At 65.9% G+C, this 20,783-nt stretch carries 17 protein-coding genes and 2 pseudogenes; 12 read left to right on the forward strand and 7 right to left on the reverse strand.

Annotated elements, in window-relative coordinates:
• Positions 1-76: 76 nt before the first annotated feature.
• Both cls and BGI51_RS11115 read right to left on the reverse strand, forming a co-directional pair.
• Complete coding sequence (gene cls / locus BGI51_RS11110; protein WP_187981162.1) at positions 77-1,516, reverse strand: cardiolipin synthase; 1,440 nt, start codon at positions 1,514-1,516, stop codon at positions 77-79.
• Between the two features lie 28 nt (positions 1,517-1,544).
• Positions 1,545-2,675: a methyltransferase gene (locus tag BGI51_RS11115; protein WP_187981163.1), complete on the reverse strand. Its 1,131-nt coding sequence runs from the start codon at positions 2,673-2,675 to the stop codon at positions 1,545-1,547.
• A gap of 72 nt (positions 2,676-2,747) precedes the next feature.
• Between BGI51_RS11115 and BGI51_RS11120 the strand changes: the two genes are divergently transcribed.
• Positions 2,748-3,524, forward strand: coding sequence for a ferredoxin--NADP reductase (locus BGI51_RS11120; RefSeq protein ID WP_187981164.1), 777 nt, complete (start codon positions 2,748-2,750; stop codon positions 3,522-3,524).
• 302 nt (positions 3,525-3,826) lie between these two features.
• On the forward strand, positions 3,827-5,380 hold the full coding sequence (locus BGI51_RS11125) for a TerC family protein (protein WP_187981165.1): 1,554 nt from the start codon (positions 3,827-3,829) through the stop codon (positions 5,378-5,380).
• 169 nt (positions 5,381-5,549) lie between these two features.
• Here BGI51_RS11125 and mscL read toward each other — a convergent pair whose 3' ends face one another.
• Complete coding sequence (gene mscL / locus BGI51_RS11130) at positions 5,550-5,999, reverse strand: large-conductance mechanosensitive channel protein MscL (RefSeq protein WP_187981166.1); 450 nt, start codon at positions 5,997-5,999, stop codon at positions 5,550-5,552.
• Positions 6,000-6,232: 233 nt separating this feature from the next.
• Here mscL and BGI51_RS11135 point away from each other — a divergent pair, with 233 nt between their 5' ends.
• From BGI51_RS11135 to BGI51_RS11155, 5 genes and pseudogenes are all read left to right on the forward strand, one after another.
• On the forward strand, positions 6,233-6,472 hold the full coding sequence (locus BGI51_RS11135; protein WP_187981167.1) for a YdcH family protein: 240 nt from the start codon (positions 6,233-6,235) through the stop codon (positions 6,470-6,472).
• 93 nt (positions 6,473-6,565) lie between these two features.
• The gene (locus tag BGI51_RS11140; RefSeq protein ID WP_183633565.1) at positions 6,566-6,775 is read left to right on the forward strand and encodes a hypothetical protein; all 210 of its coding nucleotides are present in this window, start codon (positions 6,566-6,568) and stop codon (positions 6,773-6,775) included.
• A gap of 142 nt (positions 6,776-6,917) precedes the next feature.
• On the forward strand, positions 6,918-7,187 hold the full coding sequence (locus tag BGI51_RS11145) for a hypothetical protein (protein ID WP_187981168.1): 270 nt from the start codon (positions 6,918-6,920) through the stop codon (positions 7,185-7,187).
• Positions 7,188-7,302: 115 nt separating this feature from the next.
• Positions 7,303-8,664: a DNA repair protein RadA gene (radA, locus tag BGI51_RS11150; protein ID WP_017639095.1), complete on the forward strand. Its 1,362-nt coding sequence runs from the start codon at positions 7,303-7,305 to the stop codon at positions 8,662-8,664.
• A gap of 190 nt (positions 8,665-8,854) precedes the next feature.
• Positions 8,855-9,460: pseudogene (locus tag BGI51_RS11155) on the forward strand (copper resistance protein B); the annotation flags it as partial.
• Between the two features lie 255 nt (positions 9,461-9,715).
• Here the strand turns inward: BGI51_RS11155 and BGI51_RS11160 are convergent.
• The 3 genes and pseudogenes from BGI51_RS11160 to BGI51_RS11170 all read right to left on the reverse strand — a co-directional run bounded on the left by BGI51_RS11160 (position 9,716) and on the right by BGI51_RS11170 (position 12,233).
• Positions 9,716-10,081 (reverse strand): PilZ domain-containing protein, encoded by a 366-nt coding sequence (locus BGI51_RS11160; protein ID WP_187981169.1) that lies wholly within the window; start codon positions 10,079-10,081, stop codon positions 9,716-9,718.
• A gap of 144 nt (positions 10,082-10,225) precedes the next feature.
• Positions 10,226-10,864: a response regulator gene (locus BGI51_RS11165; protein ID WP_187981170.1), complete on the reverse strand. Its 639-nt coding sequence runs from the start codon at positions 10,862-10,864 to the stop codon at positions 10,226-10,228.
• Positions 10,861-12,233 (reverse strand): annotated as a pseudogene (locus BGI51_RS11170) (cache domain-containing protein). The gene BGI51_RS11165 and the pseudogene BGI51_RS11170 overlap by 4 nt, the downstream one beginning before the upstream one ends.
• 165 nt (positions 12,234-12,398) lie before the next feature.
• On the opposite strand from BGI51_RS11170, the gene BGI51_RS11175 reads away from it, so the two are divergent.
• From BGI51_RS11175 to yjiA, 3 genes are all read left to right on the forward strand, one after another.
• Complete coding sequence (locus BGI51_RS11175; protein ID WP_187981171.1) at positions 12,399-14,456, forward strand: carbon starvation CstA family protein; 2,058 nt, start codon at positions 12,399-12,401, stop codon at positions 14,454-14,456.
• Between the two features lie 12 nt (positions 14,457-14,468).
• A complete protein-coding gene (locus BGI51_RS11180; RefSeq protein WP_007162682.1) occupies positions 14,469-14,672 on the forward strand; it encodes a YbdD/YjiX family protein in 204 nt (67 codons plus the stop codon).
• A 247-nt stretch (positions 14,673-14,919) separates the two neighbouring features.
• A complete protein-coding gene (gene yjiA / locus BGI51_RS11185) occupies positions 14,920-15,912 on the forward strand; it encodes a GTPase (RefSeq protein ID WP_187981172.1) in 993 nt (330 codons plus the stop codon).
• Between the two features lie 4 nt (positions 15,913-15,916).
• On the opposite strand, the gene BGI51_RS11190 is transcribed toward yjiA, so the two are convergent.
• Positions 15,917-16,375 carry a DUF721 domain-containing protein gene (locus tag BGI51_RS11190; protein ID WP_187981173.1) on the reverse strand — a complete coding sequence of 153 codons (459 nt, stop codon included), beginning with the start codon at positions 16,373-16,375 and terminating at the stop codon, positions 15,917-15,919.
• Positions 16,376-16,609: 234 nt separating this feature from the next.
• On the opposite strand from BGI51_RS11190, the gene secA reads away from it, so the two are divergent.
• Both secA and argJ read left to right on the forward strand, forming a co-directional pair.
• Positions 16,610-19,351, forward strand: a complete 2,742-nt coding sequence (secA, locus tag BGI51_RS11195) for a preprotein translocase subunit SecA (protein WP_187981174.1) — start codon at positions 16,610-16,612, stop codon at positions 19,349-19,351.
• Positions 19,352-19,539: 188 nt separating this feature from the next.
• Positions 19,540-20,757: a bifunctional glutamate N-acetyltransferase/amino-acid acetyltransferase ArgJ gene (gene argJ, locus BGI51_RS11200; protein WP_187981175.1), complete on the forward strand. Its 1,218-nt coding sequence runs from the start codon at positions 19,540-19,542 to the stop codon at positions 20,755-20,757.
• Positions 20,758-20,783 lie beyond the last annotated feature (26 nt).

Raw genomic sequence — 20,783 nt, forward strand, 5'->3', positions numbered from 1 at the left:
CTCCGGGGGCGCGGGGCGCTCCGGGCGTGGCGCCATGAGCTATCGGACCGAGCCGTCGCAGAGCGGGTTCCAGGCCCTAGAGCACCGGCGAGAACACCCGTGCCACCCGCATGGCCACCCGCCGCCAGCGGCGCAGGGCGGCGTTGTCCTCGGGGGTGAGTTCGCGGGAGCGACTGAAGTCCTGTTCCAGCATCTTGCGCACCTCCCAGGCGAAGGCGACGTCCATCACCATCACCATGACCTCGAAGTTGAGGCGGAAGGAGCGGTTGTCCAGGTTGGCGCTGCCCACCGCGGCCACGTCCTCGTCGATCAGCACTACCTTCTGGTGCAGGAAGCCCGGTCCGTAGCGGAACACCCGCACCCCGGCATGCACCGCTTCGAAGGCATAGAGATAGGAGGCGGCATAGACCACCTTGTGGTCCGGTCGCGAGGGCAGCAGGATGCGCACGTCGACCCCGCGCAGGGCAGCCAGGCGCAGCGCGGCCGAAACGGCTTCGTCAGGGATGAAATAGGGCGTGGTGATCCAGACCCGGTGGCGCGCCGAGTGGATGGCCTCGACAAAGAACAGCGAGCAGGTCTCCTGGTCGTCCGCCGGCCCGCTGGGTACCACCTGGCAGAGCACGCCGCCCTCTTCGTAGCGTTCCGGCAGCAGCAGGGTGGGCAGCCGCCGGGTGACCCAGTACCAGTCCTGGGCGAAGGTCTCCTGCAGGGTGGCCAGGGCCGGGCCGCGTAATTCCAGGTGGGTATCGCGCCAGGGCGCCAGGGGCGGCTTGAGGCCCATGTATTCGTCACCGACGTTGAGCCCGCCGGTAAAGCCCACCTCGCCATCGACGATGACGATCTTGCGGTGGTTGCGGAAGTTGACCTGGAACCTGTTGATCAACCCGCGTCTGTTGCTGAAGCCCTTCACCTCGCAACCGGCCTCGCGCAGCTTTTCCACATAGGCGCGCGGCAGGGCATGGCTGCCGATGGCGTCGTACAGCAGAAAGACCTGCACCCCGGCGCGGGCCCGGTCGAGCAGGGTGTTCTGCAGGGCCAGGCCGAGGGCGTCGTCGTGGATGATGAAGAACTGCACCAGCACCACCTTCTGTGCACCGCGGATGGCCGTGAGGATGGCGGCGAAGGTTTCCTCGCCGTTGATCAGCAGGCGCACCTGGTTGTTGGCGACGCAGGGGGTACCGGTGAGGGCGGTCATGGCCCTGAGCTTGCGATTGGCCGCGCTGCACTGCTGGGCGGCCATGGCCTCGGCGATCCAGGGCCGCCAGTCCAGCTCGGCGGCCTGCCGCGCCATCTCCTCGTCGGCCTGGCGCCGCGCCTTCACATAGCTGTCGAAGCGCCGCCGGCCAAAGACCAGATAGGGGATCAGGCTGAGGAAGGGCATGAACACCAGCGCCATGGCCCAGGCCATGGCGCCCTGGGCGGTACGCACCGTGATGATGGCGTGGATCGCCGCGCTGATGCCGATCAGTTCGAGGACCAGGGCGATGTAGTGGAGATCGAGGGGCAGGGAAGGCACGCGGGCAGCTCTCGCTCCGGGGTGGATGTCAGAGAGGTTGGACCGCCCTGAGCACCACGAATTTCGGGGTGGCCGCGATCTGTTCGACGCGTCTGAACAGCCGCTTGAGTTTGGCGTGGTAACCCAGGTGGCGATTGCCCACCAGCCAGAGTTCGCCCTGCTCGGTCAGCGCCGCTCGCGCCTGCTGGAACATGCGCCAGGCGAGGAAGTCACCCACCACCTGCTGCTGGTGGAACGGCGGGTTGCAGAGGATCAGGTCCAGCGACCGCGGCGGCTGGTCGGCCAGGCCGTCGGCCGCGCGGATCGCCACCGGCCGGTCGCCGAAGGCCGCGGTCCAGTTCTCCCGTGCCGACTGCACCGCCATGTAGGACTCATCCACCAGGGTGAATTGCGCCTCCGGATTGGCCAGGCCACAGGCCAGTGCCAGCACGCCGTTGCCGCAACCGAGATCGGCTACCCGGGCCTGGCCCAGTTGCTGAGGCAGGTGCGGGAGGAAGGCACGGGTGCCGATATCCAGACCCTCGCGGCAAAAGACGTTGGCGTGGTTGACCAGGGTCAGCGGCGGTGCATCCAGGCGATAACCAGTCGGGTAGGGCGAGGTCACCGCTGGTCGCGCCTCGGGCGTGGCGGTCAGCAGCCGCGCCTTCTTCACCGCCAGCGACGCCTGCACCGGGCCGATATGCCGCTCCAGCAGGTCGCCGGCGGCGCGGGGCAGGTGCTTGAGCATGCCGGCGGCGATCACCCGCGCACCGGGCGCCAGCTGGCCGTGCAGGCGGATCAGTTGTTCCTCCAGCAACGCCAGGGTCTTGGGCACCCGTATCAGCACCAGATCGAAGGGACCGCTGGTCGCCTCGCTGGCCGGGACGAAGGTCACCGCCTCGGCGGCAAGGCCGTTGCGCGCCAGGTTGGCTACCAGCGCCAGGGCCGCCAGGTGCGAGTCGCCACTGGAGGTCACCCGGGCATGAGTGGCGAGGCTGGCGGCCAGGGCGCCGAAGCCGTCGTTGAGCACCAGCACCCGGGCGGCGGGGTCCAGGCCATCCTCCGCGACCTGTTGCAGCAGGTATTCGTCGGCGGCGTCGAAGGCCTGCAGGGGATCGTCGCGGCGTGGTGGCTGGCGGTCGAGTTCGAGGGTGGCGAAGGGCGAGACGAGAGAAGGCATGGTTTCTGTCGGTGTTTATCGGCGGCTCACTGCGGGACAATGGCGCCAGGCAATCGGGAAAAAGAGGCCAGTATGACCGCCACCGAAGACAAGTTCACCCGCGAGACGATCACCGCCGTCTGGCCCTGGAGCGATAACCTCTTCAGCCTGAGGACCACCCGCGACCCGCGCTATCGCTTTCGCGCCGGCCAGTTCGCCCGGCTGGGCGTGCGCAAGGCCGATGGCGACATTGTCTGGCGGGCCTACTCCATGGTCTCGGCACCCCACGACGACTTCCTCGAATTCTTTTCCATCGTGGTGCCGGGCGGCGCCTTCACCAGCGAGCTGAGCCGCCTGCGCGAGGGCGACGAACTGCTGGTGGAAAAGCAGCCCTACGGCTATCTCACCCTGGAGAGATTCGGCGGCGGTCGCGACCTCTGGCTGCTGGCCACCGGCACCGGTCTGGCGCCCTTCCTGTCGATGCTGCAGGAACCCGACACCTGGGAGCGCTTCGAGCGCATCGTGCTGGTCTACAGCGTGCGCGAAGCCCGCGACCTGGCCTACCAGGCCGTCATCCGCGGTTACGGCGAGGTGGAACACCTCGAAGGCCTCACCGACCGCCTGGTCTATGTCCCCGTGGTCACTCGCGAGGAGCATCCCGGCGCCCTGCGTGGCCGCATCACCACCCTGATCGAGAACGGCGAGCTGGAACGCGCCGCCGGCGTCGAACTCTCGCCCGAGCACTCGCGCATCCTCATCTGCGGCAATCCGGAGATGGTCGACGACACCCGCCAGTTGCTCAAGACCCGCGATCTGCAACTGGCCCTGAGTCGCCGACCCGGCCAGGTGGCGGTGGAGAACTACTGGTAGATAGGGTGCGGCGTTTCAGAAGTCACTGCACAATTTTGACGGCGATTTTTGCGTGTACTTCTAAAACACCACACCCGGCGCAGTGGCTTCTTTACGTTTTCTTCACAATTGGAAAAGGTTGGGCCTTTAGTTTTGGGCCCGCCTTGCTCTAGGATCGGAATTTCCAAGGCTACCTTTCGAGTTCCGATGAGCAGTGACAGATCCGAGCCGCCCCCGGCCCCTGTGCCAGGTGCGGCTGACACCCCCTCCCGCCTTATCCCCTCCGTGGCCGTTCGGCCCTTTCAGACGGAGGTCCGCTGCTGATGGAATGGATCGCCGATCCCACCGCCTGGTTGGGACTGCTCACCCTGATCGTCCTGGAAATCGTCCTGGGCATCGACAACCTGGTCTTCATCGCCATCCTCGCCGACAAGCTGCCGCCCGCGCAGCGTGACAGGGCGCGGGTGATCGGCCTGTCGCTGGCGCTGATCATGCGCCTGGGCCTGCTGGCCAGCATTTCCTGGATGGTGACCCTCACCGAACCGCTGTTCGAGGTCTTCGGCAAGGCCTTCTCCGGTCGTGACCTCATCATGCTGTTCGGCGGTATCTTCCTGCTGTTCAAGGCCACCACCGAGTTGCACGAACGGATCGAGGGCCATACCCACAAGACCGGGGGCAATCGCGCCTACGCGGCCTTCTGGCCGGTGGTCGCGCAGATCGTGGTGCTCGACGCCGTGTTCTCGCTGGACGCCGTCATCACCGCCGTGGGCATGGTCGAGCACCTGAGCGTGATGATGATCGCCGTGATCATCTCCATCGGTCTGATGCTGGTGGCGAGCAAGCCGCTGACCGCCTTCGTCAACGCCCACCCCACGGTGATCATGCTGTGCCTGGGCTTCCTGATGATGATCGGTCTGAGCCTGACCGCCGAAGGCCTGGGCTTCCACATTCCCAAGGGCTATCTCTATGCCGCCATCGGCTTCTCGATCCTCATCGAGCTGGCCAACCAGGTGGTGCGCTGGAAGCGCAAGCGCCAGTTGCACGAGCGCCTCGGCATGCGCGAGCGGACCTCCCAGGCCGTGCTGCGCCTGCTGGGCGGTCGCCTGCGCGAAGACGAGGTGGACGAGGACATCGCCGAGTTGATGGACGGCGAGAAGGGCGAAGGCCCGATCTTCGATCGCCGCGAGCGGCTGATGATCAGTGGTGTGCTGCAACTGGGCGAGCGCCCGGTGCGCACGGTGATGACCGCCCGCGCCGACGTCGACATCCTCGATGCCGATGCCGCCCCGGAGCGCCTGCGCGAGCAGTTGCTGGCCTCGGCCCACTCGCGCCTGCCGCTGGTGGTCAACGGCAATATCGATGAACCCCTGGGCTACGTGCACAAGAAGGAGTTGTTCACCGACATCCTGCAGGGGCAGACCCCCGACCTGCGCAATCGCGTACGTACACCCATCCATCTGCCGGCCCAGGCCTCGGTGCTCAGCGCCCTGGAGCAACTGCGTGCGGCCTCGACCCACGTGGCCTTTGTGGTCAACGAGTTCGGCGGCTTCGAAGGTTTGCTGACCCTGACCGACATTCTCGAGGCCATCGCCGGCGAACTGCCGGATGCCAGCGAGGACAGCCTGCCGGAGCTGGAAAAGGTGGAAAACGGCTATCGCGCCAGCGGTGGCCTGACGCTGCATCCACTGGCGCAGCGCACCGGCTTCCAGATCGCCGAAAACGAGGACTACCAAACCCTCGGCGGCCTGGTGGTGGACCTGCTGGGGCGCCTGCCGGTGGCCGGCGATCGCCTGGAATACCAGGGCTGGCAGCTGACGGTGGAGTCGGTCAAGGATCGGCGGATCGGCTGGATCCGCCTGGAGCGACCCGCCTCCTAGCGAGGCGGGCGTTGTGTAAGCCTGTTCAAAGGCTGCGAGCTAGAGTCAAACAAGGCGAAAATGGCTGAGGAAGCGGAGTTTACAAGTCGTAAATGAGCATTCCGACCGGGCTGGCGACCCAGGCCATTTTCAACGCAGGTTGGCCGACGCGCAGCCGCCTTTGAAAGGCTTACAGCGGGTTGACCGGCGGTTCCTGCTTCACCACAGGGGCCACCGTCGGCTGGCTGTTCTGCTCCTTCAGCAGGTCACGGATCTCGGTCAGCAGGACTTGGTCCTTGGTCGGGCCGGACGGGGCGGCCTCCTGATGCAGACGCAGGCGGTTGAGCACCTTGATCGCCATGAAGATGGCGAAGGCGATGATCACGAAGTCGAAGATGGTCTGCAGGAACTTGCCATAGGACATCACCACCGCCGGCTGGTCGCCCATGGCCGCGCGCAGGGTGATCGCCAGCTGCGAGAAATCCACGCCCCCCAGCAACAGGCCCAGTGGCGGCGTGATGATGTCGGCCACGAAGGACGACACGATCTTGCCGAAAGCCGCGCCCAGGATGATGCCGACCGCCAGGTCGACCACGTTGCCTCTCATGGCGAATTTCTTGAACTCGGCAATGATGCTCATGCTGCACTCCTTTGGATGGTTTCGAAGAGACGATAGACGATAGACGATTGTGCTCGCTTCGCTCGGGTTTGGAACCCTGCGAGCGGTCCAGAGGTTCCCCGGCAGCGGCAAATCGCCGCGAAATCGGCAGCTGGTCGTGGCTGTCGCACTTTGTCGAAGGGGCCGGGTCCACCCTTGTACGCCGAGGGCTGCAACCCTCGCGACTTCCACTTCTCGCCCCCAAGGAGCCCCTGATGGTTGCCAAACACGACCTGCACAAAGACTTTCCCGAATACGCCGAGCAGCTGGACAGCCGTCCCCAGACCGATGCGGCCTTTGCCAAGCTGCTGGAAGACTACGCCAAGCTCGACCAGCAGATCCTCGATATGGAGGAGGTGGAAGAATCCAGCGGCGACGAGGAACTGGGTCGCCTGCGGCGCGAACGGGTCCTGCTCAAGGACAAGATCGCTCAACAGCTGAAATACCCGTCCTAGCCGTGCCGGGCTCGGCCCTTGGTGCCGAGCCCACGTTTATGCGATTGGCAAGGGCCGCCGGCGTTGCCATCATGGCCTCCCAGGAGAGGACCGATGACCGACGAAGTGGCGATGTACCAGCAGTGGCACCTGTGGATCACCGAGGCGGCCGTGGAAGCCCAGCGCCGTCGCGTACAACTCGAATTCGCCGAATACAGCCGCCTGCTGGCCAACCTGCAGCTGCTCGAACAGGAGCGCTGGCAGCAGGCATTGCCGGTCTGGCTACGGGGCGACGTGGAGATGGTGTCGACGCTCAAGCACTAGCGCCAGAACCTCGCAGCAGACACTGATGACCAGGCGCTGAACGACCAGCGGTACCTGGCGGTCAATGGGGTACCCCAGGCGAATTTCGCCGGGTGAGCGAGGTTTATCCGGCCTACCTGGCCCTCCCAACGAGGATGTCCCCATGAAGCGTACCGCCCTGATCGCCCTGATGATGTTCGCCGCTGCACCCGTATTCGCCAAGGATCTGTGCGCGGTCCAGCTGCAGAAGCTGGACGATGCCAGCAAGATGAAGACCAACATGATCGGCCCGGGCAGTTCCCAGGCCCAGCAGATCGCCGGTTTCCGCAAGAGCGCCATGGAGGCACAGAAGGCCGGCGACGAGAAGAAGTGCATTGCCCAGGCCAACCAGGCCCTGACCATGCTGCGTCAGCCGGGTGGCGAGGGCAACTAAGGCTCAAGTCCGCTTTTGAGAGAGGCGCGCTCCCCCGGGATCGCGCCTTTTTACTGTCTATGCATCCAGTCGTGATATGCTGGGAATCTTCCTTTCTCGACTGGAGAACTTCGCCATGGCCAAGGCCAAGCGTCTCTACGGCTGCACCGAATGCGGCGCCACCTTTCCCAAGTGGGCGGGTCAGTGCGGCGAGTGCGGTGCCTGGAACACCCTGGTGGAAACCGTCGTCGAGACCTCCGCCGTCCCTTCCGGTCGCGCCGGCTGGGCCGGGGCGCAGGCGACCATCAAGACCCTGGCCGAGGTCAGCGTCGAGGAGACCCCGCGCTTCACCACCGACTCCACCGAACTCGACCGGGTGTTGGGGGGCGGCCTGGTGGATGGCTCCGTGGTGCTGATCGGCGGCGATCCCGGCATCGGCAAGTCCACCATCCTGCTGCAGACCCTCTGCCACCTGGCGGCGCGCATGCCGGCGCTCTATGTCACCGGCGAGGAATCCCAGCAGCAGGTGGCCATGCGCGCCCGCCGCCTGGGGCTGCCGGAAGACAAGCTCAAGGTCATGACCGAGACCTGCATCGAGACCATCGTCGCCACCGCCCGCCAGGAAAAGCCGCGGGTCATGGTGATCGACTCCATCCAGACCATCTTCACCGAACAGCTGCAGTCCGCTCCCGGCGGCGTGGCCCAGGTACGCGAGAGCGCGGCGCTGCTGGTGAGATTCGCCAAGCAGACCGGCACCGCCATCTTCCTGGTCGGCCACGTCACCAAGGAAGGCGCCCTGGCCGGGCCGCGGGTGCTCGAGCACATGGTCGACACCGTGCTCTATTTCGAGGGCGAGTCCGACGGCCGTCTGCGCATGCTGCGAGCGGTCAAGAACCGCTTCGGCGCGGTCAACGAACTGGGCGTGTTCGGCATGACCGACAAGGGCCTCAAGGAGGTCTCCAACCCCTCGGCGATCTTTCTCAACCGTGCCCAGGAAGCGGTGGCCGGCAGCGTGGTCATGGCGACCTGGGAGGGCTCGCGGCCGATGCTGGTAGAGGTGCAGGCCCTGGTGGACACCAGTCACCTGGCCAATCCGCGCCGGGTCACCGTGGGCCTCGACCAGAATCGCCTGGCCATGCTGCTGGCGGTGCTGCACCGCCATGGCAGCATTCCCACCTACGACCAGGACGTCTTCATCAACGTGGTCGGTGGGGTCAAGGTGCTGGAGACGGCGGTGGATCTGGCGCTGATGTCGGCGGTGATCTCCAGCCTGAGAGACCGCGCCCTGCCGCACGACCTGCTGGTGTTCGGCGAGATCGGCCTGTCCGGCGAGATCCGCCCGGTGCCCAGTGGCCAGGAGCGCCTCAAGGAAGCCGCCAAGCATGGCTTCAAGCGTGCCATCGTACCCAAGGGCAATGCTCCCAAGGATCCGCCGCCCGGTCTGCAGGTAGTCGCGGTGACCCGCCTCGAGCAGGCGCTGGATGCGCTCTTCGAATAGCCCTGGGCAGCATTTGTAATATTTTTTAAAACTCTCGGCGGGGCAGGGTGGTCTATCAGGCGCTTCCACGAACCCGGATACCCGCCATGCCTCGTCTGCTCCCGCTTTCCCTGTTCCTTGCCACCCTTGCCACCAGTGGCCTGGTCCAGGCCGCCGATCCCAGCAGCTCCGCCCGGCCAGCCTGGAGGTGGACCAGCTGGAGTGGCAGCATGCCGACGAAGGCAGCGTCTTCAATTGGGATCTGGAGGGCTGGGCGCTGGGCGGTGGTGCCAATCGCCTGGATTTCCGCAGCCAGGGCGAGCGTACCAACGGCCACACCGAGCAAGCCGAGGTGCAGGCGCTCTGGGGGCACAGCCTGGCCAAGGGCTGGGGCAGCGTGGCCGGCATCCGCCAGGATTTCAAACCCGGCTCGCCACAGACCTGGGCGGCCCTGGGCATCCAGGAGCACGATCCCGAGGATCTCGACATCGAGATCACCGCCTTCTTCGGCGAGAACAGCCAGACCTCCCTGCGCCTGGAAGCCGAATACGACTGGGCCCTGACCCAGCGGCTGATCCTCCAGCCCCATACCGAGCTCAACTTCTACGGTCGCAACGACGAGTCCCGCGGCCAGGGCGCCGGCTTTGCCGAAAGCGAGGCAGGCTTGCGCCTGAGATACCAGGTGACCCCGGAGGTCGCGCCCTATGTCGGGGTGTCTTGGAACGCCACCCATGGCAATACCGCCGCCATGGCGCGGGAAGAGGGCGAAGACACCCACGACGCGCGCCTGGTGGTGGGTCTGCATCTGGAGTTCTAAACCCGTTGGACTTCGTTTTCGCTCAACCCAACCTACGAGGCTACCGTGTAGGTTGGGTTGAGACGGCTTCATCGTCGAAGCCCAACAGCCAGGGCTGAGCCTCGCGCTCCGTTGGGCTTCGCTTTCGCTCAACCCAACCTACAAGGCTACCGTTACAGGTTGGGTTGAGATGGCCTCATCGTCGAAGCCCGACAGCCAGGGCTGAGCCTCGCGCCTTGGGTTTCGCTTTCGCTCAACCCAACCCACCCAGGTCGCTCAGGGCGTGCCCAATGCCGCCAGCTCGCGCTCCAGCAGGGTCTCGTCGCCCAGGTTCAGCTCCACCAGGCGGCGCAGGTGGCTGATGGAATCCAGGTCGATCTGGCGGCAGGCGAAGGCCAGCTGCTCGGGAGTTTCCCGCACCAGCTCCACGCCCATGGTCACCTGGGCCTCATCGTTCAGCAGGACGCGCAGTTCATAGGTGGCGCTTGGCTGGGCCGACCAGTCGGCGGGCCGCGCCAGCAGCACGCCCTTGAGCGAGATGTCGTCGACGGGCGCTGCCCACTGGTGCTCACCCTGGTGCAACTGCGCAGGGGCATCGAAGGTGAAGCGGGTAAAGCGGCGACGCTCGTTGGTGTCGTTCATGGAAAGGCTTCCTGAGGTTTCCTGATCACTGTAGACGACCGTGGCCGTCCCGTATCGACTGCGCCTGGAAGGGTAGCCGGCTGCGGCCAGCGGAGCCACAGCGAGAGGGCTCATTGGTCGCCAGGATGCGAGCAGTGGCCTTGGTCAGACGCTGGACGTGCCCTCGGGGCGCCAGCCGTACTCGCGTGCATGGCGGACCAGGTCGGCCGGCTTCTGGATGTCCAGCTTGCGGCGGATGCTCAGGCGATGGGTCTCCACCGTGCGCACGCTGAGCCCCAGTTGCTGGGCCATGGTCTTGTTGTTGAGACCCTGGGCCATCAGCAGCAACACCTGGCGTTCCCGCGGCGTGAGGTCGCCCTCGCTGGCGCCCCCTTCGCCCAGGCGGGCGGCGATGGCGCTGCTGTAGAAGCGGCCGCCGACCGCCAGGGCTTCCACCGCAGCGATGATCTCCTCCGAGGGTGCATCCTTGAGTACATAGCCGGCCGCGCCAACCCGCAGCGAGGTGCTTACGTACTCGCGATTGTCGTACATGCTCAGGATCAGTACCCGGGCGCGGGGTGCGCGCTCGGCGATCAGGGCGGTCAGCTCCAGGCCATTGATGTCCTTGAGGCCGATGTCCACCAGCAGGATGTCCGGATCGAGGCGCGCCAGCAGGTCGAGGGCCTCCGCGCCGCTGCCGGCCTCGCCGACCACGACGAAGCGCTCGATGGTTCCCAGCAGCGCCCGCACGCCGGCGCGGACCAGGGCATGGTCGTCGACCAGGAGGATGCGGATGGGCGTCATGTCGGGCTTTCCTCGTCGGCCGGGAGGTCCGAGCGTAGCAGAACCACGTCGAGGGTCGTGCCGCCGGGTCCGGACTGGATGGCGCAGCGACCCCGAACAGCTCCACCCGCTCGCGGATGTTGCGCAGGCCGATGCCGCCGCTGAGGCGCTCCACCTGGCCGGTATCGAAACCGCGGCCGTCGTCGTGCACAGTCAGGCAGATCCAGCGACCGCGGCGTTGCAGGTCGATGACCACGCGCCGGGCCGCGGCGTGGCGCTCGATGTTGGTCAGCGCCTCCTGGACGATGCGAAACAGGGCGACGTCCATGTCGCCGCCGGCGGGACTGTCGTCCAGGGTCTGCCGATAGTCCACGTCCAGGCCGCTGCGTTGGCGGAATTCCTCCACCAGCTGGCCGAGCGCGGCAGGCAGGCCGAGGGTGTCCAGCAGGGAAGGGTGCAGGTCGTGGGAGATGCGGCGGATCTCGCCGATGGCGGCGGCCAGGCGCTGGGTGCCCTCGCGCAGGGTCTCGCCGGCGTTGGACTTGCCCGCGCCCAGTTCGCGGCTGGCCAGTTCGAACTGGAACTTGATGGACACCAGCAACTGGCTGATGCCGTCGTGCAACTCGCGTGACAGCCGCGACCTTTCCTCTTCCTGGGAAGTGATGAGTCTCTGGGTCAGCTGCTTGAGCTTGCGATCGGCCAGGCGGTGTTCGCTGACGTTGAGCGTCAGGCCACCGGCGAACACCAGCAGCACCGCCACCAGGGCCACCCCGGCGCTGGCCAGCAGGGTGGTGCGGATGCCGGCGGCCACGTCGTGGCGGACCTGGGCGAGGGCGGCGTCCACGTCGTCCAGGTAGAGGCCGGTGCCCAGCACCCAGCCCCAGCGTTGCAGCTGGGTCACGTAGGCGAGCTTTTCCGCCATCTGCCCGCTGGAGGGCTTCTGCCAGCCATAGCGCTGGAAGCCATCGCCCTCCCGGGCGCTCCCGAGCAGCGCCTGGATCACCAGCAGGCCGGTACCGTCGGTCAGTTGCCAGAGATCCCGGCCGACCAGTTCGGGCTGGCGTGGATGCATGAGATTGCGGCCATGCTGGTCGTAGACGAAGAAATAGCCGTCGCTGCCGAAGTTCAGACTGGCCAGCAGCGCCAGTACCTTGGCCTTGGTGTCCTCGTCGTCGCGACCGCTGCCGTACAGCGGCTGGATGGCGCTGACGCCCATCTCCACATAGTTGCGCAACTCGGTCTTCTTGCTGCCGAGGATGCTGTGTTCGAGCAGCCGGGCCTGCTGCTCGCCCAGGCGCTGGCTCTGTTCCAGTACCACCAGGCAGACCGCGGCCACCGCCAGCAGCAGGGGCAGCAGTCCGAGGGCAACCATCTTGTATTTGAGCTGCATCGGCACCTGTCCGGACTGCCCTCTACGTAGAACTACGTAGCGGGCCTTGGGTAGTTCTGCGAATTTCGCTGTCGCGTCGAGCCGCCGATAGTAATATGGCTCCGCTGTGGGCTCTCACAATAACAAGTATCGCCGCGGCCACTGGTGCGCGGCAGGAGAACAAGCATGACCCGAATGGCCAGCCATCTTGCCTGGTTCGCCGTTGCCGTACTGGGCGCCTTCGCGCTGGGTACCGTGGCGCTGAGTCGAGGCGAAGCGATCAACGCCCTCTGGATCGTGGTCGCCGCCGTGGCGATCTACCTCGTTGCCTACCGCTACTACAGCCTGTTCATCGCCACCAAGGTGATGGGGCTCGACGCCAAAAGAGCCACGCCCGCCGTCCTCAACAACGACGGCCTGGACTACGTCCCCACCAACAAGCACATCCTCTTCGGCCACCACTTCGCCGCCATCGCCGGCGCCGGTCCGCTGGTCGGTCCCGTGCTCGCTGCCCAGATGGGCTATCTGCCCGGCACCCTCTGGCTGATCGCCGGGGTGGTCTTCGCCGGCGCGGTGCAGGATTTCGTGGTGCTGTTCCTCTCCACCCGCCGCAACGGTCGCTCCCTGGGCGACATGGTGCGCGAGGAGATGGGGCGCATCCCCGGCACCATCGCCCTGTTCGGCTGCTTCCTGATCATGATCATCATCCTCGCGGTGCTGGCGCTGATCGTGGTCAAGGCCCTGGCCGAGAGTCCCTGGGGCATGTTCACGGTGATCGCCACCCTGCCGATCGCCATGTTCATGGGCGTCTACATGAGATACATCCGCCCCGGGCGCATCGGCGAGATCTCGCTGGTCGGCGTGGTGCTGCTGCTGGCCTCCATCTGGGCCGGTGGCGTGGTCGCCGCCGATCCGGTGTGGGGTCCGGCCTTCACCTTCACCGGCGTGCAGATCACCTGGATGCTGATCGGCTACGGCTTCGTCGCCGCGGTGCTGCCGATCTGGCTGGTGCTGGCGCCGCGTGACTACCTGTCCACCTTCCTCAAGATCGGCACCATCATCGCCCTGGCCATCGGCATCCTGGTGACCATGCCGACGCTCAAGATGCCGGCCCTGACCCAGTTCGTCGACGGCACCGGTCCGGTGTGGAAGGGCACCCTGTTCCCCTTCCTGTTCATCACCATCGCCTGCGGCGCGGTGTCCGGCTTCCATGCCCTGATCAGCTCGGGCACCACGCCCAAGCTGATCGCCAAGGAAACCCACGCCCGCTACATCGGCTACGGCGCCATGCTGATGGAATCCTTCGTCGCCATCATGGCCATGGTCGCCGCCTCGGTGATCGAGCCGGGCGTCTACTTCGCCATGAACAGCCCGGCCGCCGTGGTCGGTGCCGACGTGGTGTCGGTCGCTGCCAAGATCAGCACCTGGGGCTTCGTGGTAACGCCCGAGATGCTGCAGGCCACTGCGACCGAGATCGGCGAGCACACCATCCTGGCCCGTGCCGGTGGCGCTCCGACGCTGGCGGTGGGGATCGCCCAGATCATGCACAACGTGCTGCCGGGCGAGAACACCATGGCCTTCTGGTACCACTTCGCCATCCTGTTCGAAGCGCTGTTCATCCTCACCGCGGTGGATGCCGGTACCCGCGCCGGACGCTTCATGCTGCAGGACCTGCTGGGCAGCTTCGTGCCGGCGCTGAAGAAGACCGACTCCTGGACCGCCAACGTCATCGGCACCGCCGGTTGCGTCGCCCTCTGGGGCTGGCTGCTGTACCAGGGCGTGGTCGATCCGCTGGGCGGCATCAACACCCTCTGGCCGCTGTTCGGCATTTCCAACCAGATGCTCGCCGGTATCGCCCTGATGCTGGGCTCGGTGGTCCTGATCAAGATGAAGCGCCAGCGCTATGTCTGGGTCACCCTGGTACCGGCCGTCTGGCTGCTGATCTGCACCACCACCGCCAGCCTGATCAAGCTGTTCGATTCGAATCCGGCGGTCGGCTTCCTGGCCCTGGCCAAGAAGTACAGCACCGCCATGGCCCAGGGGCAGGTGATCGCCCCGGCCAAGAGCATGGAACAGATGCAGCACATCGTCTTCAACGCCTACACCAACGCCACCCTGTCGGTGCTGTTCCTGGTGGTGGTGATGAGCATCCTGTTCTTTTCCATCAAGGTCGGTCGCGCCGCCCTGGCCAAGCCCGAGCGCAGCGATCGCGAGACCCCCTTCCAGCCGGTAGCGGGTTCCTAAAGGAGCACTCTCATGTTCAATGACCTGGGTCGCATGGGCAAATACCTCGGGCAGGCCGCCAAGATGCTGGTGGGCATGCCCGACTACGACACCTATGTCGAGCACATGCGCGGCAAGCATCCGGACCAGCCGGTGATGAGCTACGAAGCCTTCTTCCGCGAGCGCCAGGAAGCGCGCTACGGTGGCGGCAAGTCCGGCGCCATACGCTGCTGCTGACCCAGGGTCTCCATTGGAACCTGTTCATGATCTGCTGCGCGTCGGCCAAACGGCGTTGAAAAGGCCCTGGAAGGCCAGCCCCGTCGGAATGCTCATTTACCACTCGTAAACTCGAGCGCGAGTCCGATCCGCTTCCTCAGGCCTTTTCGTGGGGCCGCCTAGGCCTTGCTTGGCTCTAGCTCGCGAGATCGTGAGCAGGTTCCAAGGCCGGGCTCCATGCCCGGCCTCTTTCTGTCTGGAGTTTTCCATGCGTGAACCTATTCCCGTCACCGTCCTGACCGGCTTTCTCGGTGCCGGCAAGACCACCCTGCTCAAGCACATCCTGCAGGCCGAGCACGGCCTCAGGATCGCCGTGATCGAAAACGAATTCAGCGCCCTCGACGTCGACGGCGAACTGCTCGAAGACGCCGGCGCCGTGCAGCTGATGAAGGTCGCCAACGGCTGCGTCTGCTGCACCGGCAGCAAGGACCTGGCCTATGCCCTGACCGTGCTGCTGGAGCGGCTGGACAGCGGCGAGCTGGATTTCGAGCGGCTGGTGGTGGAGTGCACGGGTCTCGCCGATCCCGGTCCGGTGGCCCAGACCTTCTTTACCGACGAGCTCCTGCGCGAGCGCTATCTGCTCGACGGGGTGCTGACCCTGGTGGACGCCGTCCACGCCAGCGAGCAACTGAGCGATCCGCTGCTGCAGGCGCAGATCGGGTTCGCCGATCGCCTGCTGCTGACCAAGCTCGATCTGGCCGAGCCGGCCGCCGTCGAAGCGCTGGAGAATCGCCTGCAGCGCATCAACCGCCGCGCGCCGATCCGCCATGTCGACCATGGCCGCATCGACCTGGCCGAGTTGCTGGATATCCGCGGCTTCAACCTGCACGACGAGGACCTGGCGCCACCGACGCTGTTCCGGCCGCTGCGACCGGTGTCGGAAGCCGTCAGTCTCACCGAGCGCATCCAGTCCATCGCCATCCGCGAGTCGCGCCCCTACGACCAGGACAAGATCGGCAAGGTGATGGAGATGCTGCTCGACACCCTCGGCTGCGACCTGCTGCGCTACAAGGGCCTGCTCAACATCGCGGGCGAGGAGCGCCGCCTGCTGTTCCAGGGCGTGCAGCAGATCTATGCCGCCGACTGGGAGCGCGACTGGACGCCGGACGAGGAGCGCGAAAGCCGCGTGGTGCTGATCGGCATGGACCTGCCGGAAGAGCGCATCCGCGCCGCCTTCGAGCGGGCGGTGGCCAAGACCTAGGGGCTTACTCGGTGGCCTGGCCGGTACGACTGGCCAGTCGCTCCAGGGCCGCCTTGAGCTTGGGGTCGCGGATGCCGGCCGCGACTTCGCGCAGGCTGTCGGCGCCGACCTGACTGACCTGGCGCAATGGCCGGACACGGGTGGCGACGCCAGGGTTCGGCTGCATCTTGAATTGCAGGCGCGTCAGCCCGGCGAACTCCGGTGCCTTCTGCAAGAAGCGCAGTAGGCGCGGCTGCTGGTAGCGCAGTCGCGTCGCCCAGTGGGCGTCGTTGACCACCAGCAACAGCGTGCCCTCGCGCCAGCTGGCCACCCGGCAATGAGGTCGGGCGGCGGGTTGCAGCTGCTCTTCCAGCAACTGTTGCAGCCGGCCCAGCCGCTCGGCCTCGCGAAACAGCGCCTTGAGCGGTTTGGCCTGGCGCAGCAGGGCGGCGGGAGCGACGGCGGAGAGGGGGCGAAAGGCCATGCGCAGGACTCGCGATGGGCGAAGAGGAGACGCCGATGGTAACAGATCGCTCTGGCGTCCTGGCGGCCAGGGGGCCGTCGTTCTTTCCTCATCGGCATTTCCGAGTAGAATGCCCGATTACCATCGCGGGACACCGCGGGTTTCAACCCCCGCGCCCAGGCGTCTGGCCAGGCTCTGCAGAGGCCTTGCCGCCCGTTTCGCTCCCCTCATTCCAGCGGAAGAATTCCAGTCGATATGTTTGCGCCTTTGTTGAAGAAATTCTTTGGAAGCAAGAACGAACGAGATGTCAAACGCCTAGGCAAGGTCGTGGTGGCCACCAATGCGTTGGAATCCCAGATTGCCTCCCTGAGCGACGAGCAACTGCGCGCCAAGACCGAGGAATTCAAGCAGCGCGTCGCGCAGGGCGAGTCCCTCGACGTGCTGATGCCCGAGGCCTTCGCCGTGGTCCGCGAGGCCGGCAAGCGGGTCATGGGCATGCGCCACTTCGACGTCCAGCTGATCGGCGGCGCCGCGCTGCACGAAGGCAAGATCGCCGAGATGCGTACCGGTGAGGGCAAGACCCTGGTGGGCACCCTGCCGGTCTATCTCAACGCGCTGTCCGGCAAGGGCGTCCACGTGGTCACGGTGAACGACTACCTGGCCCGCCGCGACGCCAACTGGATGCGGCCGCTGTACGAATTCCTCGGCCTGTCGGTCGGCATCATCCTGCCGTTCCAGCCGCCGGAAGAGAAACGCGCCGCCTATGCCTCGGACATCACCTACGGCACCAACAACGAATTCGGCTTCGACTACCTGCGCGACAACATGGCCTTCAGCATGGCCGAGAAGTACCAGCGCGAGCTGAACTTCGCGGTGGTCGACGAGGTGGACTCCATCCTCATCGACGAAGCCCGGACCCCGCTGATCATCTCCGGCCAGGCCGAAGACAGCTCCGAGCTCTACCAGAAGATCAACCTGCTGATCCCGCGTCTGCAACAGCACATCGAGGAAGAGGAAGGCAATCCGACCCAGGTCGGCCACTACACCATCGATGAAAAGACCCGCCAGGTGGAGATCACCGAGCTGGGTCACCAGTTCATCGAGGAGATGCTCACCGAGACCGGTCTGCTGGCCGAGGGCGAGAGCCTCTACTCCGCGCACAACCTGGGCCTCTTGACCCACGTGTTCGCCGGCCTGCGCGCCCACACCCTGTTCCATCGCAACGTCGAGTACATCGTCCAGCAGGACCAGGTGCTGCTGATCGACGAGCACACCGGCCGGACCATGCCGGGTCGTCGTCTCTCCGAAGGCCTGCACCAGGCCATCGAGGCCAAGGAAGGACTGCCGATCCAGCCCGAGAGCCAGACCCTGGCCTCGACCACCTTCCAGAACTACTTCCGCCTCTACAACAAGCTCGGTGGCATGACCGGCACCGCCGACACCGAGGCCTTCGAATTCCGCCAGATCTACAACCTCGACGTGCTGGTGATCCCGACCCACCGCGAGATCGCCCGTAAGGACTTCAACGACCTGGTCTATCTGACCCAGGCCGAGAAGTACCAGGCCATCATCGAGGACGTGAAGCAGTGCCAGGCCGAAGGCCGTCCGGTGCTGGTGGGTACCGCCTCCATCGAGAGCTCCGAGTACGTCGACCAGCTGCTGACCCAGGCCGGCATCGAGCACAAGGTGCTCAACGCCAAGTACCACGAACGGGAAGCCGAGATCATCGCCCAGGCCGGTCGTCCGGGCGCCGTGACCATCGCCACCAACATGGCCGGTCGTGGTACCGACATCCTGCTCGGCGGCAACTGGGAAGTGGAAGTCGCGGCCCTGGAGAATCCCACCGAGGAGCAGATCGCCGCGATCAAGGCCGCCTGGCAGGCGCGCCACAAGCAGGTCATCGATGCCGGCGGCCTGCACGTGATCGCCTCCGAGCGCCACGAATCCCGCCGGATCGACAACCAGCTGCGCGGTCGTGCCGGCCGCCAGGGCGACCCGGGTTCCAGCCGCTTCTACCTGTCGCTGGAAGACAGCCTGATGCGCATCTTCGCCTCCGACCGGGTGAAGAACTTCATGAAGGCCCTGGGCATGCAGGGTGGCGAGGCCATCGAGCACCGCATGGTCACCAACGCCATCGAGAAGGCGCAGCGCAAGGTCGAGGGTCGCAACTTCGATATCCGCAAGCAGCTGCTGGAATACGATGACGTGGCCAACGAGCAGCGCAAGGTGATTTATCACATGCGCGACACCCTGTTGGAAAACGAAGACGTCGGCGACACCATCAAGGGCTTCCGCGAGGAGACCCTGACCCAGGTGGTCAACGAGCACATCCCGCCGCAGTCGCTGCCCGAACAGTGGGACGTTCCCGGCCTGGAAGCCGAGATCTACAGCGTCTTCGGTCAGCAACTGCCCATCGGCCAATGGCTGGACGAAGACGACAAGCTGTACGAGGACACCCTGCGGGTGAAGATCCTCGAACAGCTCGAAGCCGCCTACCTGGAAAAGGAAGACATGGCCGGTCGCGAAGCCCTGCGCAACTTCGAGAAGCAGATGCTGCTGCGGGTGGTCGACGACCTCTGGAAAGACCACCTCACCACCATGGATCACCTGCGTCACGGCATCCATCTGCGCGGCTACGCCCAGAAGAACCCAAAGCAGGAATACAAGCGCGAGTCCTTCAACCTGTTCCAGGAACTGCTGGACAGCATCAAGCGCGACACCATTCGCGTGCTGTCCCACGTCCAGGTACGCCGGGAAGATCCGGCCGAGGAAGAAGAGCGCATGCGCCGCGAGGCCGAGGCCCTGGCCGAGCGCATGCAGTTCCAGCACGCTGAGGCCCCTTCGCTGGTCGACCCCGAGGTGCTCGAGGACGAGCAGGGCGAGGACACCGTGGTGCCCTTGCAGCCCCAGCGCAATGACCAGAAGATCGGTCGCAACGAGCCGTGCCCCTGTGGCTCCGGCAAGAAGTACAAGCAGTGCCACGGCAAGCTCGACTGAGGGCCGGTCCGGGCAGCCGCGGCGACGGCAACCTGTCGGCATAGGCGCCGACAGGTTGTAAACTCCACCCGCTAGGCTGTCTGCGCCCCTTGCCCAGGCTGGGCGAGGCGAGCGCGGGAAGGCTGCTTTCCACGCCGCGACCGGTTTTCCGCTCGCGGCGTTTCCTTTTCTTTCACTGGAGTTTTCCCATGGCTGTCGGTCTCGGTCCGCTCTCCACGCTGCACCCGGTTCCCGGTTTCGAACTCGGTATCGCCTCCGCCGGCATCAAGCGTCCCGGGCGCAAGGATGTGGTGGTGATGCGCTGTGCCGAAGGCTCCAGCGTGGCCGGGGTCTTCACCCTGAACGCCTTCTGCGCCGCGCCGGTGATCGTCGCCCGCCAGCGCTTTGCCGGTCCCGTGCGCTACCTGCTGACCAACACCGGTAACGCCAACGCCGGTACCGGGCAGCCCGGTCTGGCCGCGGCCGAGCGCACCACCAAGACCCTGGCTACCCTGGCCAGCGTCGGCGAGGAGGCGGTGCTGCCGTTCTCCACCGGGGTGATCGGCGAACCGCTGCCCGTGGAGAAGATCGAAGCCGCGCTGCCGGCCGCCCTGGCCGATCTTGCCGAAGACAACTGGGCCGCTGCCGCCACCGGCATCATGACCACCGACACCCTGCCCAAGGGCGCCAGCCGCCAGTTCCAGGTGGACGGCATCACCGTTACCGTGACCGGTATCAGCAAGGGCGCCGGCATGATCAAGCCGAACATGGCGACCATGCTCGGCTACGTGGCCACCGACGCCAAGGTCGCCCGGGGCCTGCTGCAGGATCTGCTGGCCGACGCCGCCAACCGCTCCTTCAACCGCATCACCATCGATGGCGACACCTCCACCAACGACTGCTGCATGCTGGTGGCCACCGGCCAGGCGGCCATGGCGGAAATCACCCAGCCCAGCGGCGGCGCCTTCGAGCAACTGCGCGAGGCGGTGTTCGCGGTATTCGCCGAACTGGCCCAGGCCATCGTGCGTGACGGCGAGGGTGCCACCAAGTTCGTCACCGTGCAGGTAAATGGTGGCGGCAATGCCCAGGAGTGCCTGGACGTCGGCTACGCCGTGGCCCATTCGCCGCTGATCAAGACCGCGCTGTTCGCCTCCGATCCCAACTGGGGCCGCATCCTCGCCGCCGTCGGCCGGGCCGGCGTGCCCCAGCTGGATGTCAGCCTGATCGACGTCTTCCTTGGCGGCGTGCAGATCTGCCAGCAGGGCGGTCGCGCGGCCACCTATACGGAAGAGCAGGGCGCGCGGGTCATGGCCCAGGCCGAGATCGAGATCCGCATCGAGCTGGGTCGCGGCAGCCACAGCGAGACCATCTGGACCACCGACCTGTCCCACGACTACGTGAAGATCAACGCCGAGTACCGTACCTGACGGCTACCCGACGCCTTGGCGCCCGT

Origin of the sequence: Pseudomonas oryzihabitans, from assembly GCF_014522265.1 — a bacterium.
Classification (GTDB): Bacteria; Pseudomonadota; Gammaproteobacteria; order Pseudomonadales; family Pseudomonadaceae; genus Chryseomonas; species Chryseomonas aestiva.

What these genes read in the sequence shown, in the direction of transcription:
- BGI51_RS11115 (WP_187981163.1), bottom strand. Translation starts at nt 2,675, where the DNA reads ATGCCTTCTCTCGTCTCGCCCTTCGCCACCCTCGAACTCGACCGCCAG.
- BGI51_RS11120 (WP_187981164.1), top strand. Translation starts at nt 2,748, where the DNA reads ATGACCGCCACCGAAGACAAGTTCACCCGCGAGACGATCACCGCCGTC.
- BGI51_RS11125 (WP_187981165.1), top strand. Translation starts at nt 3,827, where the DNA reads ATGGAATGGATCGCCGATCCCACCGCCTGGTTGGGACTGCTCACCCTG.
- mscL (WP_187981166.1), bottom strand. Translation starts at nt 5,999, where the DNA reads ATGAGCATCATTGCCGAGTTCAAGAAATTCGCCATGAGAGGCAACGTG.
- BGI51_RS11135 (WP_187981167.1), top strand. Translation starts at nt 6,233, where the DNA reads ATGGTTGCCAAACACGACCTGCACAAAGACTTTCCCGAATACGCCGAG.
- BGI51_RS11140 (WP_183633565.1), top strand. Translation starts at nt 6,566, where the DNA reads ATGACCGACGAAGTGGCGATGTACCAGCAGTGGCACCTGTGGATCACC.
- BGI51_RS11145 (WP_187981168.1), top strand. Translation starts at nt 6,918, where the DNA reads ATGAAGCGTACCGCCCTGATCGCCCTGATGATGTTCGCCGCTGCACCC.
- radA (WP_017639095.1), top strand. Translation starts at nt 7,303, where the DNA reads ATGGCCAAGGCCAAGCGTCTCTACGGCTGCACCGAATGCGGCGCCACC.
- BGI51_RS11160 (WP_187981169.1), bottom strand. Translation starts at nt 10,081, where the DNA reads ATGAACGACACCAACGAGCGTCGCCGCTTTACCCGCTTCACCTTCGAT.
- BGI51_RS11165 (WP_187981170.1), bottom strand. Translation starts at nt 10,864, where the DNA reads ATGACGCCCATCCGCATCCTCCTGGTCGACGACCATGCCCTGGTCCGC.
- BGI51_RS11175 (WP_187981171.1), top strand. Translation starts at nt 12,399, where the DNA reads ATGACCCGAATGGCCAGCCATCTTGCCTGGTTCGCCGTTGCCGTACTG.
- BGI51_RS11180 (WP_007162682.1), top strand. Translation starts at nt 14,469, where the DNA reads ATGTTCAATGACCTGGGTCGCATGGGCAAATACCTCGGGCAGGCCGCC.
- yjiA (WP_187981172.1), top strand. Translation starts at nt 14,920, where the DNA reads ATGCGTGAACCTATTCCCGTCACCGTCCTGACCGGCTTTCTCGGTGCC.
- BGI51_RS11190 (WP_187981173.1), bottom strand. Translation starts at nt 16,375, where the DNA reads ATGGCCTTTCGCCCCCTCTCCGCCGTCGCTCCCGCCGCCCTGCTGCGC.
- secA (WP_187981174.1), top strand. Translation starts at nt 16,610, where the DNA reads ATGTTTGCGCCTTTGTTGAAGAAATTCTTTGGAAGCAAGAACGAACGA.
- argJ (WP_187981175.1), top strand. Translation starts at nt 19,540, where the DNA reads ATGGCTGTCGGTCTCGGTCCGCTCTCCACGCTGCACCCGGTTCCCGGT.